12 protein-coding genes are annotated in these 14,376 nt (G+C 72.0%); 5 read left to right on the top strand and 7 right to left on the bottom strand.

The window, feature by feature from the left end; translation table 11 throughout:
- Positions 1 to 73 precede the first annotated feature (73 nt).
- Together ACMATS_RS04975 and ACMATS_RS04970 are read left to right on the top strand one after the other, a co-directional pair.
- Positions 74 to 1,681: a GMC oxidoreductase gene (locus ACMATS_RS04975; RefSeq protein ID WP_390778906.1), complete on the top strand. Its 1,608-nt coding sequence runs from the start codon at positions 74 to 76 to the stop codon at positions 1,679 to 1,681.
- Positions 1,682 to 1,730: 49 nt separating this feature from the next.
- Entirely contained in the window at positions 1,731 to 2,519 is a 789-nt protein-coding gene (locus ACMATS_RS04970) for a thioesterase II family protein (RefSeq protein ID WP_414167021.1), read from the top strand.
- Between the two features lie 58 nt (positions 2,520 to 2,577).
- On the opposite strand, the gene ACMATS_RS04965 is transcribed toward ACMATS_RS04970, so the two are convergent.
- The 6 genes from ACMATS_RS04965 to ACMATS_RS04940 all read right to left on the bottom strand — a co-directional run bounded on the left by ACMATS_RS04965 (position 2,578) and on the right by ACMATS_RS04940 (position 10,676).
- Positions 2,578 to 4,725, bottom strand: coding sequence for a PIG-L family deacetylase (locus ACMATS_RS04965; protein WP_414167020.1), 2,148 nt, complete (start codon positions 4,723 to 4,725; stop codon positions 2,578 to 2,580).
- Positions 4,726 to 4,997: 272 nt separating this feature from the next.
- Positions 4,998 to 5,576, bottom strand: a complete 579-nt coding sequence (locus ACMATS_RS04960) for a GNAT family N-acetyltransferase (RefSeq protein WP_414167019.1) — start codon at positions 5,574 to 5,576, stop codon at positions 4,998 to 5,000.
- Positions 5,577 to 5,597: 21 nt separating this feature from the next.
- The gene (locus ACMATS_RS04955) at positions 5,598 to 8,435 is read right to left on the bottom strand and encodes a bifunctional YncE family protein/alkaline phosphatase family protein (protein ID WP_414167018.1); all 2,838 of its coding nucleotides are present in this window, start codon (positions 8,433 to 8,435) and stop codon (positions 5,598 to 5,600) included.
- A 37-nt stretch (positions 8,436 to 8,472) separates the two neighbouring features.
- Positions 8,473 to 8,925: a hypothetical protein gene (locus ACMATS_RS04950; RefSeq protein WP_414167017.1), complete on the bottom strand. Its 453-nt coding sequence runs from the start codon at positions 8,923 to 8,925 to the stop codon at positions 8,473 to 8,475.
- Between the two features lie 3 nt (positions 8,926 to 8,928).
- Positions 8,929 to 9,735, bottom strand: coding sequence for an ABC transporter permease (locus tag ACMATS_RS04945; RefSeq protein WP_414167016.1), 807 nt, complete (start codon positions 9,733 to 9,735; stop codon positions 8,929 to 8,931).
- The gene (locus tag ACMATS_RS04940; protein WP_414167015.1) at positions 9,732 to 10,676 is read right to left on the bottom strand and encodes an ABC transporter ATP-binding protein; all 945 of its coding nucleotides are present in this window, start codon (positions 10,674 to 10,676) and stop codon (positions 9,732 to 9,734) included. The genes ACMATS_RS04945 and ACMATS_RS04940 overlap by 4 nt, the downstream gene beginning before the upstream one ends.
- A 103-nt stretch (positions 10,677 to 10,779) precedes the next feature.
- Between ACMATS_RS04940 and ACMATS_RS04935 the strand changes: the two genes are divergently transcribed.
- From ACMATS_RS04935 to ACMATS_RS04925, 3 genes are all read left to right on the top strand, one after another.
- Positions 10,780 to 11,391, top strand: a complete 612-nt coding sequence (locus ACMATS_RS04935) for an ArsR/SmtB family transcription factor (RefSeq protein WP_414167014.1) — start codon at positions 10,780 to 10,782, stop codon at positions 11,389 to 11,391.
- Positions 11,388 to 12,644, top strand: coding sequence for an MFS transporter (locus tag ACMATS_RS04930; protein WP_414167013.1), 1,257 nt, complete (start codon positions 11,388 to 11,390; stop codon positions 12,642 to 12,644). Before ACMATS_RS04935 ends, ACMATS_RS04930 begins: the two co-directional genes overlap by 4 nt.
- Before the next feature lie 62 nt (positions 12,645 to 12,706).
- Positions 12,707 to 13,309 (top strand): RDD family protein, encoded by a 603-nt coding sequence (locus tag ACMATS_RS04925; protein ID WP_414167012.1) that lies wholly within the window; start codon positions 12,707 to 12,709, stop codon positions 13,307 to 13,309.
- 16 nt (positions 13,310 to 13,325) lie between these two features.
- Here the strand turns inward: ACMATS_RS04925 and ACMATS_RS04920 are convergent, their stop codons facing one another.
- On the bottom strand, positions 13,326 to 14,375 hold the full coding sequence (locus ACMATS_RS04920; RefSeq protein WP_414167011.1) for a polyprenyl synthetase family protein: 1,050 nt from the start codon (positions 14,373 to 14,375) through the stop codon (positions 13,326 to 13,328).
- Position 14,376 lies beyond the last annotated feature (1 nt).

The following is a 14,376-nucleotide window of genomic DNA, read 5'->3' as shown; positions in this document are numbered from 1 at the left end:
CCCCTGAAGTACCGTCTCGGAAAGGTCAGGTAGACCCCGCGTGACTGCACAACAGCACTTGTCCCGTCGCCGCATGCTCGGCATGGCCGCCTTCGGCGCCGCCGCCCTCGCCGGGGGCACCACCATCGCCACCCCGCGCGCGGCCGCCGCCGCCCGGTCCGCGGCCGACGACGGCGGATTCGTCCCCGCCGTCGTCATCGGCACCGGCTACGGCGCGGCCGTCTCCGCCCTGCGCCTCGGCGAGGCGGGCGTGCAGACGATGATGCTCGAGATGGGCCAGCTGTGGAACCAGCCCGGCCCCGACGGCAACATCTTCTGCGGCATGCTCAACCCGGACAAGCGCTCCAGCTGGTTCAAGAACCGCACCGAGGCCCCGCTCGGCAGCTTCCTCTGGCTCGACGTGGTCAACCGGAACATCGACCCCTACGCCGGTGTCCTGGACCGCGTGAACTACGACCAGATGTCGGTCTACGTGGGACGCGGCGTCGGCGGCGGCTCGCTCGTCAACGGCGGCATGGCCGTGGAGCCCAAGCGCTCCTACTTCGAGGAGATCCTCCCGCGGGTCGACTCCTCCGAGATGTACGACCGCTACTTCCCGCGCGCCAACTCCATGCTCCGCGTCAACCACATCGACACCAAGTGGTTCGAGGACACCGAGTGGTACAAGTTCGCCCGCGTCTCGCGCGAGCAGGCGGGCAAGGCCGGGCTGGGCACCGTCTTCGTCCCCAACGTCTACGACTTCGGCTACATGCAGCGCGAGGCCGCCGGCGAGGTGCCCAAGTCCGCCCTGGCCACCGAGGTCATCTACGGCAACAACCACGGCAAGCAGAGCCTGGACAAGACCTACCTGGCCGCCGCCCTCGGCACCGGCAAGGTCACCATCCAGACCCTGCACCAGGTCAAGCAGATCCGTCAGCAGAAGGACGGCAGCTACGTGCTGACCGTCGAGCAGAAGGACACCGGCGGCAAGCTGCTGGCCACCAAGCAGATCTCCTGCCGCTACCTGTTCCTGGGCGCCGGCAGCCTCGGCTCCACCGAACTGCTGGTGCGCGCCCGCGAGACCGGCACCCTGCCGAACCTCAACTCCGAGGTGGGCGCGGGCTGGGGCCCGAACGGCAACATCATGACCGCCCGGGCCAACCACATGTGGAACCCCACCGGCGCCCACCAGTCCTCGATCCCCGCCCTCGGCATCGACGCCTGGGACAACAGCGACTCCTCCGTCTTCGCGGAGATCGCCCCCATGCCGGCCGGTCTGGAGACCTGGGTCAGCCTCTACCTCGCGATCACCAAGAACCCCCAGCGCGGCACCTTCGTCTACGACGCCGCGTCGGACAGCGCGAAGCTCAACTGGACCCGTGAGCAGAACGCCCCCGCGGTCAACGCCGCCAAGGCACTGTTCGACAAGATCAACAAGGCGAACACGACGATCTACCGGTACGACCTCTTCGGCACCCAGCTGAAGGCCTTCGCCGACGACTTCTGCTACCACCCGCTCGGCGGCTGCGTCCTGGGCAAGGCGACGGACGACTACGGCCGCGTCGCCGGTTACCAGAACCTCTACGTGACCGACGGTTCGCTGATTCCGGGTTCCGTCGGCGTCAACCCGTTCGTCACCATCACGGCGCTGGCCGAACGGAACGTCGAGCGCATCATCAAGCAGGACGTCACGGCGTCGTAATTCCCGCCGACAGGCCAGGAATGCCGGGGGGTCACCCCGGCATTCCTGCATGCCCACCGCACCATCCCGGAAGGAACGCACCCATACCGTGAATGCCGACGACAACAGCCTGTGGATCCGCCGGTACCACCCGCGCCCGGACGCTGCCGTCCGGCTGGTCTGCCTGCCGCACGCGGGCGGTTCCGCGAGCTTCTACTTCCCCGTCTCGCGGTCGATGCCGGACTTCGCCGATGTGCTGTGCGTGCAGTACCCCGGCCGCCAGGACCGCCGCACCGAGCCGCTGATCGACAACATCCCCGACCTCGCCGACAAGGTGTACGCGGCCCTGCTGCCCTGGGCGGACCGCCCGCTGGCCCTGTTCGGCCACAGCATGGGCGCCATACTCGCCTTCGAGGTCGCCCGGCGCCTGGAGCGCGAGAAGGGCGTCGTCCCGGCCGCCCTCATCGCCTCCGGCCGCCGCGCCCCGTCCACACACCGCGACGAGACGGTGCACCTGCGCGACGACGAAGGCCTCATCGACGAGGTGAAGGAACTCAGCGGCACCGACACCCAACTGCTGGGCGACGAGGAGGTGCTGCGCATGATCCTGCCGTCCATCCGCGCCGACTACCGCGCCATCGAGACGTACGCCTACGAGCCGGGGGAGCCGCTGCGGTGCCCCGTGCTCGGCCTGATCGGCGACGACGACCCGAAGGCGACCGTGGAGGAGGCCGCAGCCTGGGAGCAGCACACCGAAGGCCCGTTCTCCCTGCAGGTCTTCCCCGGCGGGCACTTCTACCTCGCGCAGCACCAGGCGGAGGTCATCAAGGCGATGGCAGACGTGCTTCGGGCCCCGTAAGGGGCGCGGGGAACTGCGCGACCAGCCCAAGGCGGCCTGCAGCCGACCGACAAAGCCGTCAAGACGTCTGCAGGTCGCCGAGAGCCTTCCCGCTGAGGTCCACCCAGTCCCCGAACGCCACCGCTCCCGGGGCGCGGCCCCGAACGCTGCTGACCGTCCCGTCCAAGCCAAGTGCAACGGCAACGGTGCGCCCCTTGGCATCCTGGGCGAACCCGACGACACCCCGGTGAGGAACACCCGCGTCCTGCCAGGGACCCGGGCGCCCGGAGCCGGCCGAGAGCCGGACCAGCCCCTTGCCGTCGCGGGCGGCGAGCACGGTCGTCCGGCCCGCCTGCTCCAGCGCCACCCGGCCGTAGCCGCCGATCGCCTGGCACTGCGCGGTCACCCGCCAACTGCCGTTCTCCGGGCGGTCGGTGACGACCACGCGGGCGGTGAACGGCTCGCGCGAGGCCATCCGTACACCCCCGCCCGGCAGCGCGGCCAGGGTCAGCGGCCCGGTGGTGGCGGGCAGCCGGGTGGGCCCGGCGAGCCGCAGCGGGCCCCCGGACTCGTCGGACATCCAGTGCAGAACCGTCTTGGTGTCGGCGGCGACGAGATGGACGCGGCCCTTGGCGTCGAGCACCGCGTCGAGACCGTCCTCGACCTTCACGGGGGTGTCGTCCGTCTCCTGGTCGACCTGCTCCCAGTCGCTCCAGTCCCGGCCGTCCGCACCCCGGCGGGTGCTGATGCCGCCCGCGTAGTCCTTGACGAAGACGTGGACCGTGCCGTCCTTGGCCGCCACCGCGACGGGGTAGCCGACCTCCATCGACCGCTCGGGGTCGTCCTCGGGGGAGCCGAGGGACTCCCATGCGCCGAAGGCCGGGGTGCGGCCGGGGGAGACCGGGCCGGTCTGCCGGGAGGTGACGATCTCCCGGTGGTGCGGGGTGTCCTGCGCCGGCAGCACCGTCCGCACCGAGAACAGCTGCAGCGTGCCGTCGGAGTGGCGCAGGACCTGCACCTGGCCCTCCAGCATCGAGCCGTCGACCCGGGCGGGCCGGGACCAGACGCCGCTGCCGGCCCGGGTCTCGGTCCAGCACTGCGCCTGCCCGTCCAGCAGGGCGAAGGCGGCGAGCCGGCCGTCGGGGAGCGGCTGCACCCAGCGCTGGGTGCCGGTCGCCCGGTGGCGCAGGTTGTCCGACCAGCGGGTGTCCTTCGAGCGGTTGCCCACCTTGCGGTCGCCGCAGCCCGCCGGGTCGCCGCAGTCCTTGCCGTCCGCCCAGCCGTAGATGTCGAGGGCCTCCAGCTTGTGCCTGATCGCCGGCCGGTCGAGGTTGCTGGGCAGCAGGGAGACCTCGTAGCCCACGTAACTCTCCACGGCCGTGGGCCGGGAGTGCCTGCGTCCCCAGTACTGCGCCAGGGCGGCCTGGGTGAAGTAGGCGGACGTCGTGTGGTCCTGGTGGTCGTAGTGGGATATGCCCTGCAGGACCTGCGGCACGCCGGGAGGCAGGGCGCCGTGCGGCTGCTGCGCCCGGTGGGTGGGGTTGGGGTCCAGGGTGCGCACGACCGTGGGCCGGTAGCGCTCGAAGACGGCGGTGAGCGTGTCGACGACCTGCTGGCGGGTGTAGAGGTAGGGCCGGGTGACCGGGCTCGCGGTCGGCACGAGCGTCGTCAGCTTCGGGGTGGCCCCCAGCCACAGGCCGCGCAGGCTGTCCTTGCGCGGTGCCTTGATGAACCGCGCCTCGATCAGCTCCAGGAAGATCAGCTGGACCTGGGGCGCGGCTTTGAGGGTGTGCAACTCGGCCTGGAAGCCCGGCAGGAGGGTGGTCGCCTCCACGGTCCACGGGCTGAGCCAGTCGCCGGTGGCCATGTGGGCGGTGGCCTCGCGGAGTCCGTTGATGCGGGCGCGGACGAAGTCGGCGCGCTTCTCCGGGAGCCGGGCGTAACCGGGGCTGTGGGACAGGGCGTTGCGGCCGTCCGACTCACCGCCCGTCATGCAGACGGTCACCGTCGGCGCCCCGCTGGTGACGGCCTGCTCCAGCTCCGGGTTCATGAAGTACAGGGAGTCGTCCGCGTGCGCGATGACGTGCACGAAGGACTCCGTCGTCGCGGCCTTGGCAGGGCGTGCCGAGACCTCGTCGGCGCGGTGCGGCTTCCCGCTCCCGGGCGCCGGCCACTGCCAGACGCCCACTCCGCCCGCCGCCCCGAGGACGAGTCCTCCGCCGGTCACCTGCAGAACGCGTCGGCGCGCTATTCCCCCCGGCACAGGTGTCTCTCCCATCTCCTGCGCCAATTGAGCGCGGTAGTGCAATGAAAATGGACAATTAGCGCCAATCAGGTACCAATTGCCCGGCGGGCCATGCAGTCGATCCTATGATCCGCACCCTCCGGTTTTCCGACTGTTGTGTAACAGCCATGCGTCGGCAAGACATAGATTCCGAGGCGGTCGCGCGACGGGGCCCGGACACACACCGCCGGTGTCCGGGTCCCGTCGCACCGTGATCAGCCCGCCGGCTGCCGGTCGTTGAGGATGCGCTGGAAGAGGACGTGGTCCCGCCACTCCCCGTCGATGTGCAGGTACTGCCGTGCGTGGCCGATGAGTTCGAACCCGCACTTGGCCAGCACGCGCTGCGAGGCCGCATTGGCCGTCACCGTGCCGGCCTCGATCCGGTGCAGCCCCAGCCGCTCGTCCGCCGCCCGGCACACCGCCGTCACCGCCGCCGTCGCCAGCCCCCGGCCCGCGTGGCCGGCGGCGATCCAGTAGCCGAGGTTGCAGCTGCGCCAGGCCCCCTGGACGATGTTGTTCAGGTTGACCACCCCGACGATGCCGTCCTGCTCGTCGGCCACCACCCACGGCGCGACCCGCCCGGCACCGCGCATCGCCAGCAGCTCGCCCACCCGGGCGGCCTGGCCCTCCTCGGTGAAGAACGCCTCGTCCCGGCGCGGTTCCCACGGCCGCAGGTGGTCACGGTTGCGGCCGTAGGCGAGGGCCAGGGCCCCGGCGTCCTCGGCCGCGAGCGGGCGCAGCAGGACGCCGGGAGCCAGGGGGCAGGGCGGGATGTCGTACGCGTCAGCGATCATCCGCCCACCGTAGAGCGGCCGTCAGTCGAGTTCCTGCGGGGGCTTGTCCTTTCCGGGGACGTCGTTGGGCCCGAGGATGCGCGCATCCCCCGGGTAGGGGCGGCGCCAGCCGGTGGACTCGTACCAGTCGATCCTGTTCAACTGCGCCGGATTGACCTGGTCGAGCTGCGGCCGGTTGCCCCCGGTGGGCTGCTGGGCGCTCCACAGCTCCCACTGCCGTGCGACGGCCGCCATGCCGTGCGGGACGTCGAGCGGCTCCGCCGACGGGGCCGCCGCCTGCGCCTTCTTGAGCCCGTGGTCCAGCGGCACCTGGTTGGGCAGCGCGCTGAACGGGGCCGTGTCGGGACGGGCGGTGAAGGCGTCGGACATCGGCTCGGCGGCCCGGTCCAGCTGGTTCATCGGCGGGACGCCCAGGATCTGCTCGATCGTCCGGACCACGTTGAGCTGCGAGTAGTACGTGCTCACCACGGCCCCGCGCCGGGCGTAGGGGCTGGCGATCCACACCGGCGCCCGGTGCCCGTCGACGTGGTCGACGCCGTCCTGCGAGTCGTCCTCGACGACGAACACCGCCGAGGACTTCCAGAACCGGCTGTGCGAGACCGCGTCCACGAGCCGCCCGACCGCGAGGTCGTTGTCGGCCACCATGGCGGTCGGGTACGGGTCCTTGCCGCTGCTGCCCGCCGTGTGGTCCTGCGGCAGCGTCATCAGCGTCAGGTTCGGCAGCTTCCCGCTCTTCTCGGCCTGCCGGAAGTGCTGCAGCCACACGTCGACGCGGTACTGGTCGGGGATGTCGGTGTCGAAGGTCGGGAAGTCCGGCCGGTTGACCGCCGTCAGCGAGGGAATGTCCGAGGTGCTGGGGTACTTCCCGGTCGGCACCGGCAGTTGCCCGCTCTCCTTGCCCTCCAGGATGCGCGAGGTCCTGTACCAGTCGGACCAGGACGGCACCGCACCGGTCGCCGGCAGCTGGAGGTTGACGTACTCGCCGTAGTTCTCCACCGAGCGCCCAGCCCGCCGCGCGGCGTCCCACAGGAAGCCGTTGCGCTGGTACGCGAGCGCGTCCGCGCCCTGGGACGGGTAGCTGCGGTAGAAGGCGCCGAACTCCTTCTCGATGTAGTCGTTGGCGTCGGCCTGCGTCAGCCAGTTGTGGCCGTCGGCCGACAGCGTCCCCTCGTCGTAGAAGTTGTCGAACAGCCCGAACCGCTCGGCCAGCGCATGGTGGTTGGGCGTGACGCGCCTGCCGAACTGGGCGAGCGAGGGATCGCCGTCACCCTTGCCCATGTCGCCGAGCACCTGGTCGTAGGTCCGGTTCTCCTTGACGATCAGGAAGACGTGGTCGATCGTCGACCGCTCCCCGAGGCGGGCCGGCACCGGCACGGGCGGGGCCTTGCGGTCGGGGCCGCCGCCGCGCGCCAGCAGCTTCTCCCAGTCGTTGTCGGCGAACACCTGGTGGGTGAGCCTGCCGAGCTGCGCCCGGGTGGGCGGGGCGAAGGTGGTCAGGGTGCCGGTGTCGTCGTAGGTGTTGTGCCCGGTCGCGGGCTCGGTGTCGGGGCCGTCGTGGACGGTGGAGGCGGGGCCGCGCGCGCCGATGCCCCGGGCGTTGGTGACGACGACCTTGCGCACGGCCTTGTCGTACTGGACGGTGACCGGGTACCAGTCGGTGGGGATCAGCCCCTCGTAGTGGACGGGCGAACGCGGCCCGTCCCAGCGGTACTGGGCCAGCGCGTTGTCCCGGCCGAGGGAGACCAGCACGTGGTGCGCGTCCGGCATCGTCAGCCCGTTGGGGTGGCTGCCGACCTCGGAGCCGGGCAGCGGGTTGGTGTTGAACGTCTGGGTGACGCGCTGCCTGACGGTGTCGACGACCGAGACGGAGTCGTCGTTGCTGTTGGCCACGAGCAGCGAACTGCCGTTCAGATACAGGGCGGTGGGCTGCAGGCCCACCTTCACCGTCGCCGTCTCCTTCTCCGCTGCGAGGTCGACGACGGAGACGGTACCGGTGCTCGCGGCGCCCGTCGTGCGGTCGGCGACGAGCGGGGTCCCGTCGGAGAGGTTGGTGAAGTCCCGTGCCGTGGCCGGGCGTCCGCCCTCGTTGGAGACGAAGGCCTTGCCGCCGGAGAGGACGACCTGCCGGGGCGCATTGCCGACCTTGATCTCCTTCACCAGCTTGTTCGTCCTGGTGTCGACGACCCCCAGGGTGTTGCTCCCGTTGAGGGCGGCGTAGAGCCGGGAGCCGTCGGGGGAGAGGGCCATGCCGCCCGGCAGGGCACTGCCGTGCGCACCGGTGAGTTTGACGACCACCGGCTTCGAGACCGTGCCGTCGCGGCCGACGGTGAACCGCACCACGTCACTGGCCTGCGGGAACCACAGGGTGCGGCCGTCGGGCGAATACAGCGGCGCGTCGGTGCCGGCGGAGCCGTCGCCGAACCGCTGGTCCTTGCCCTGCCCGGTGCCCGTCTGCTGGACGACCTTGCCGGTGCGGGCGTCGAAGACGGTGAGGAAACCGGTGAAGCTCTTCCAAGTGACGGCGGCGATACGGGCGCCGTCCGGGCTGACGGTGCTCGACAACAGCCGCCCGCCGTCGATGCGGTGGCGAACGCCGAAGGGGGTGATGCGCTGGTTGGAGGGGAGCAGGATGCCCTTGGCGGTCTCGGTGCCGACCTTGTCCTTGCCGAATCCGCCGCTGATACCGACGGCGGTGGCGGCGGCCGTGGTGGCAAAGGCGGTGGCAACGGCGAGGGCGGCGACGGCGGTGGATCTGTGTCTTGTACGGGTGGCGCCCCGCAAGGGGCGCGAGGAACTGCGCGACCAGCCCAGGACGGCCCGCAGATGAAGAACTGCACTTCCAGCGGAGCGCTTCGTCATGGCGAAAACCGTACGGCGGCAACGTAGTTGACGGAAGTTAACGGGAGACGTCGAAACACCCGTCAAACGCATACAGCGGATTGGTATGCCGTTCGCCGTCGGCACCGACAACCCGCTGCTGCCCCACCAGCCCCGCCGGCCCCTGCGCCACGAAACAGCCGTTCGGCTTGACCTCCACCTCATAGCTGATCGGCCTGGTGATGCCGCCCCCGGAGGGCCACCGCACCACGCACACCCAGTCGTCGCCCGCACCGCGGTCCGCTGTGTCCGGCCCGCCCTTCTTGCAGCGGGCCCAGGCGTCTGGGGTGACCCCGTTGTGCTCGCTGTGCAGCACGGTCTGCTGCCGGACGTAGAGATTGCGGAACTCCGGCCCGACGGCGGCCTCCAGCCGGGCCGCGGTGATGTCGCCGTCACCGCAGCCGGCGGCCGTCAGGGCCAGGGCCGCCACGGCGGCCGCGGCCGCCCCGGTCCGTGCACGCCTGCTGCCCACTGCTCACCCCTTGCCGAAGTCGCGCCGCCGGAACAGGACATACGCGGCCGCCAGGCACGCCAGGGCGTAACCGGCGCTCACCGCGCACCCCTCCACCAGCGGCCCGTAGTACGGACGCGCCGTCGCCAGCCCGTGCCAGGCGTCGAACGGCGTGGTTAGCAGGGCGTGCCGGACCGCGTCCACCCCGTTGACGTACGAGGACAGCTGCATCAGCAGCCCCACGACCACCGGCCCCAGGATCCCGGCGGCGCTGTGCCGGGCCGCCACCGAGAACAGCACGCCCAGGGCGGTGAACCCCAGCACCGGGGGCAGGGCCGTCAGCCACGCCCACACCGCCAGCTCCGCGGCCCGGCCCGAGGTCAGTTGCGAGCCGTCCAGTGCCACCAGCGGCTGATGCCCGATCAGGAGCACCCCGGCCGCGAGCGAGGCCGCTCCCGCCAGTGCCACGACGACCAGCGCGAAGACCGCCGCCGCCAGCACCTTGCCGCCGAAGATCACCGCGCGCGACCGGGACCGGGTCAGGATCGTCTTCCACGTGCCGTGATGGTCCTCGGACGCGAAGATGTCGCCCGCCACCAGGCAGGTCAGCAGCGGAAACGCCCACTGTCCGGCGAAGCCGAGCACCACCAGCGGTACCGCGTACCCCGAGTCGTGCACCCACCGCCCGAAGAGCGTGTCCGAGGGAACCGCCGACTGGGACCGCAGGGCCAGCGCGAAGGCGAACGGGGCGAGCAGGCACACCGCGAGCACCGCGCGCACCCGCCACTGGGCGACGAGCTTCTCCAGCTCCCACAGGCCCACGGTTCTCATGCGTCCTCCGCGGGCACGTCTTCGGTGGGCGCGGCTTCGGTGAGCCGGAAGAACAGCGACTCCAGCGGGGTGGCCTCCAGCCGCAGCGCGCGCACCGCGACCCCGGCCCGTCCCAGCGCCACCGCGAAGGCGTCGAGGGCCGGTTGCTCCGCGTGCACCGTCAGCCCGCCCCCCGAGTGCGGCCCCACCCGTACTCCCGGCAGTCCGCCGGCCAGGGTGAGCGCTTCGGCGTCGTCGCTCGTGCGCAGCCGGTGCGCGGGGTCGGGGGCCCGGCCGCGCAGCTCCTCCACGGTGCCCGAGTACACCACCCGGCCCGAGCACATGATGGTCACGGTGTCGCACAACTCCTCGACCTCGGCCATGTGATGGCTGCTGAGCAGCACCGTCCGCCCGTCCCCGGCGAGTTCGCCGACGAGCGCGCGCATGGCGCGGATACCCGCGGGGTCGAGCCCGTCCGCCGGCTCGTCCAGGACCAGCAGCTGCGGCGCGCGCAGCAGCGCCGCCGCGATGCCCAGCCGCTGCCGCATGCCGTGCGAATAGCCCCCGGCCTTCTCCCTGCGGCGCTCGTCGAGCCCGACCCGCTGCAGGGCGCCGTCGATCCGGTCCGCCGCACCGCCGCCGTCCAGGTCGGCCAGGAGCGCGAGGTTCCGCTCGGCGCTGAGATACGGGTAGAAGCGCGGGCTCTCCGCGAACCCGGCCACGCTCTCGCGGACCCGCAGCGTCCCCGCGTCCGGGCGGACCAGGCCGAGGAGCATGCGCAGGAACGTGGTCTTCCCCGCGCCGTTGGGCCCCAGCAGACCGTGCACCCCGCCCGCGGGCACGACCAGGTCGATGCCGTCGGCCGCCACGACGTCCCCGTACTTCTTGGTCAGACCTCGCGCCTCGACCGCCGTCACGTCCGGCACCTCCTTCGCGCAGGGAGCATCCTCCTGCTGCGCCACGGGCGCAACACCGCCTGTGCGGGGACCGGACCGTGTTCAACTGCCGAGAAACCTTCGCGAAAATCTCTTTGCGAAGAACTCTTCGCAATCTAGGCTCCCGCCCATGACCACCGAACACCCGCGGCACAGCGCCCCGTTGCACCCGGACCCCGCAACGGACGTCGTCCTGGACGCCAAGGGCCTGCGCGCCCTCGCGCACCCCGTGCGCGTCCAGCTCGTCAGCCTCCTCCGCACCCACGGCCCCTCCACCGCCACCCGTCTCGCGGAGCGCCTCGGCGTCGGATCCGGCGTCACCAGCTATCACCTCCGCCAGCTGGGCGCAGCCGGCTTCGTCGAGGAGGACCCGGAGCGCGGCAACGCCCGCGAGCGCTGGTGGAAGGCGGCCCACCGGGCCACCTGGTTCAGCGACAAGGAGCTGATGGACCAGGAGCCCGAGGCCACCGCCGCCTACTTCGGCTCCATCGCCACCCTCCACGCGCTGCGCACCCAACTCGCCCTCAGCCAGATGCCGTTCATGCCCCGGCCGTGGCGTCACACCCTCGGCCTGGGCGACCACCGCCTGTTCCTCACCCCGGAGGAGACCGAGCGCCTCAAGACGGAGCTGCGCGAGGTGATATCCCGCTACCGCACCGAGGCGCCGGAGGACGCGGAACAGGTCCTGCTGGTGACGCACTTCCTCCCCGAGCCCAAGGCGCTCGACGAGGACCCGTCATGACGGTCGCCGAACGCGGGGCCGCGCCCGCGGCGCCCGGACGGCTGCGCAGAATCCGTCCGCTGGCCGGCGTGCTCGCCGCCATGACCGTCTCCCTCACCGGTACGCGGGTCTCGGCCATCGCCATCCCCTGGTTCGTCCTGGTCACCACCGGCAGCGCCACACAGACGGGCCTGGTGGCCTGCTGCGAGCTGGCGCCCTACGTGGTGGTCAAGACGCTCGTCGGCCCGCTGGTCGACCGTGTCGGACCGCGCCGGGTCTCCTCGGCCGCGGACTCGCTGAGCGCGGTCGCCGCCCTGCTCGTCCCGCTCTGCCACGCCCTGGGCGTGCTCCCTCTCTGGCTGCTGCTGGTCCTGGTCGCCCTCGTCGGCTCGGTGCGCGGGCCGGGCGACCTGGCCAAGGACGTCATGGTCCCGGAGGCGGCCGAACGCGCGGGCGTTCCGCTGGAGCGCGCCACCGGGTGCGCCGGGGTCATCGAGCAGCTCGCCGCCACGGTCGGCCCGGCCGTCGGCGGCGCGCTCGTCGCCCTGGCCGGCCCGCTCGGCGCGCTGTTCGTCAACGCGGCCTGTTTCGGCCTCGGTTCGCTGATCGTCGCCTGCTCGCTGCCACGCGGCATGGGACGCAAGGCGCCGGACGCGGAGGAGCGCGACGGCTACGGGCAGCAGCTGCGCCAGGGCTACGCCTTCCTGCGGGGCGAGCCCCTGCTGCTGACCATCGCCGTGGTCGTCGGCTGCACCAACATGCTGAACGCGGCCTTCTCCCAGGTGTTCATGCCCGTCTGGGCACGGGAGTCCGGCCACGGGCCGGCCGCGATCGGGCTCAACAACAGCATGTTCGGGGCCGCGGCGGTCTGCGGAAGTCTCATCGCGGCGGCGGTGGCCCACCGGTTGCGGCGCCGCCCGGTGTTCTTCGCCGGTTACGTGCTCTCGGGCCCGACGATGTTCGTCATCCTCTTCTCCGGAATGCCGTTGTGGGCGGTGGCGGCGCTCCTGGCGGTGGCGGGGTTCGGCGCGGGATTCCTCAATCCGATCCTGGGGGCGATCTCCTACGAGCGGGTGCCGCGGCCGATGCTGGGCCGCGTCAGGGCGCTGAGCGGCGGACTGGCCTGGGCGGGCATCCCGTTCGGGGGCCTGCTCGCGGGCGGGGCCGTCGCGGCCGTCGGACTCGGACCGGCCCTGCTCGCGGCTGGTGGTCTCTATTTGCTTACGATCTCTGTCGCCGGACTCCGCCCCGAATGGCGGGAGATGGACGAATAAACGGGTGCGGAGGCCGCCGCCCGACAATTGTTGATCTTGGTTCAGAGGCAGAACCGATTTGTATGATCGATGCCGTCTCCTATTGGATCTGCCGCGTGAGCAATTACCAGCAGCCTCCGCAAAACCCCTACGGCTACGGCCCCCCGCAGCCGCCCCAGTACCCCCAGGCCCCGCCGCCCGGCATGCCGCCGATGGGCGGCGGCTACCCGATGGGCCACCCCACGCAGGGCCCGCCCGAGCAGGCCCTCGCCAGCCAGGGCACCCGGCTCGGGGCGCGTCTCCTCGACGGCCTCATCATCATGGTGCCGCTGATCGTCGTCGGCGTGATCAACGGGATGGTGGCGTCGTCCAACAAGAGCGCGGGCATCGTCACCGCCATCGTCTTCTTCGTCGCCCTGATCGCGGCCCTCGTGTTCTACGAGCCGTACATGAACTCCCAGTACGGGGCCACCTTCGGCAAGCGCATCTGCGGCCTGCGCGTCGCCCGGCTCTCCGACGGGCAGAACCTGTCCTTCGGCGCCGCCCTGGGACGTGTGCTCATCACCTATGTCCTGATCTTCGTGCCCTTGGGCAACCTGCTGAACGTCCTGTGGTGCACCTGGGACAAGCCCTACCGCCAGTGCCTGCACGACAAGGTCGTCAGCAGCGTCGTGGTGAAGGCCTGACCCCGGCGTCCGCCCCTCAGAGGCGCCGCTCCACCAGGAACGCGGAGAGCTCTCCGAGCTCGGCGACCGCGCCCGGTGCGAGCGGCGCGCTCTCCAGGCACCGGCGCGCCGTCGCCACCGCGCGGCGCGCCTCCGCCAGCACCGCCTCCCGGCCCCCGGCCTCCTCCACCAGCCGTGCCGCGCCCGCCGCTTCGACGGCCGGCAGCGGGCCCCCGCCGAGGAGCCCGGCGAGCCGGTGACCCGCCTCCGTCCCCGAGGCCAGCGCCGTGAGCACCGGGAGTGTCTTCTTCCCCCGCAACAGGTCGCTGTGCACGGGCTTCCCGGTGACCTGCGGATCGCCCCAGATGCCCAGCAGGTCGTCCACGGCCTGGAAGGCCGCCCCCAACTGCCGCCCCGCCTCCGCCAGGGCCGCCGCCCGGCCCGGTGCGGCGCCCGCCAGTACGGGGCCGAGGGACAGGGCGCAGCTCAGCAACGACCCCGTCTTGCGCACCGCCATGTCCCGGTACTCGGCGGCGCCCACCGCCTCCGGGCCCGTCCACGGCCGGGTCTCGAAGAGCAGGTCGTCGGCCTGGCCGTGCACCAACTCGCCCAGCGCTCCGGACAGTTCGCGCACCGCTGCGGCGGTGTGCGCGCCCCCGGCCCCGGCCAGCGTCTCGACGGCGAGGGCGTACAGCGCGTCCCCGGCCAGCACCGCGGGGCCCGTGCCGAAGGCCTTCCACACGCTCTCGCGGTGCCGGCGCCGCTCGTCGCCGTCCATGATGTCGTCGTGCACCAGCGAGAACGCATGCACCAGCTCGACCGCGACCGCCGCCGTGACGCCGTCGGACGCGGGCGCGCCCACCGCCTCGGCGCCCAGCACCGCGAGGGCCTGCCGGACGCCCTTGCCGCCGCTGCCGCCGGCGGACGGGGTGCCGTCCGCGTCGCACCAGCCGAACGCGTAGGCGGCCATCCGCTGCGGCCAGGGGTGCAGCCGTGCCACGGCCGCGCGCAGGGCGGGTCCGACCGTGTCCCTGCTGCGGACCAGGGCCGGGGGAGGGGTGTGCGGGAGGGTGAAGACGGTCGTCATC

Source organism: Streptoverticillium reticulum (genome assembly GCF_047456005.1).
Classification (GTDB): Bacteria; Actinomycetota; Actinomycetes; order Streptomycetales; family Streptomycetaceae; genus Streptomyces; species Streptomyces reticulum.
Note: the sequence above shows the minus strand (reverse complement) of the source record. Positions and strands in the feature narration are given on the sequence as shown.

Bases quoted from the DNA above. Each gene is read 5' to 3' on its own strand.
- ACMATS_RS04975 (WP_390778906.1), top strand. From the start codon at position 74: ATGCTCGGCATGGCCGCCTTCGGCGCCGCCGCCCTCGCCGGGGGCACC.
- ACMATS_RS04970 (WP_414167021.1), top strand. From the start codon at position 1,731: ATGCCCACCGCACCATCCCGGAAGGAACGCACCCATACCGTGAATGCC.
- ACMATS_RS04960 (WP_414167019.1), bottom strand. From the start codon at position 5,576: ATGATCGCTGACGCGTACGACATCCCGCCCTGCCCCCTGGCTCCCGGC.
- ACMATS_RS04955 (WP_414167018.1), bottom strand. From the start codon at position 8,435: ATGACGAAGCGCTCCGCTGGAAGTGCAGTTCTTCATCTGCGGGCCGTC.
- ACMATS_RS04945 (WP_414167016.1), bottom strand. From the start codon at position 9,735: ATGAGAACCGTGGGCCTGTGGGAGCTGGAGAAGCTCGTCGCCCAGTGG.
- ACMATS_RS04935 (WP_414167014.1), top strand. From the start codon at position 10,780: ATGACCACCGAACACCCGCGGCACAGCGCCCCGTTGCACCCGGACCCC.
- ACMATS_RS04930 (WP_414167013.1), top strand. From the start codon at position 11,388: ATGACGGTCGCCGAACGCGGGGCCGCGCCCGCGGCGCCCGGACGGCTG.
- ACMATS_RS04925 (WP_414167012.1), top strand. From the start codon at position 12,707: ATGATCGATGCCGTCTCCTATTGGATCTGCCGCGTGAGCAATTACCAG.
- ACMATS_RS04920 (WP_414167011.1), bottom strand. From the start codon at position 14,375: ATGACGACCGTCTTCACCCTCCCGCACACCCCTCCCCCGGCCCTGGTC.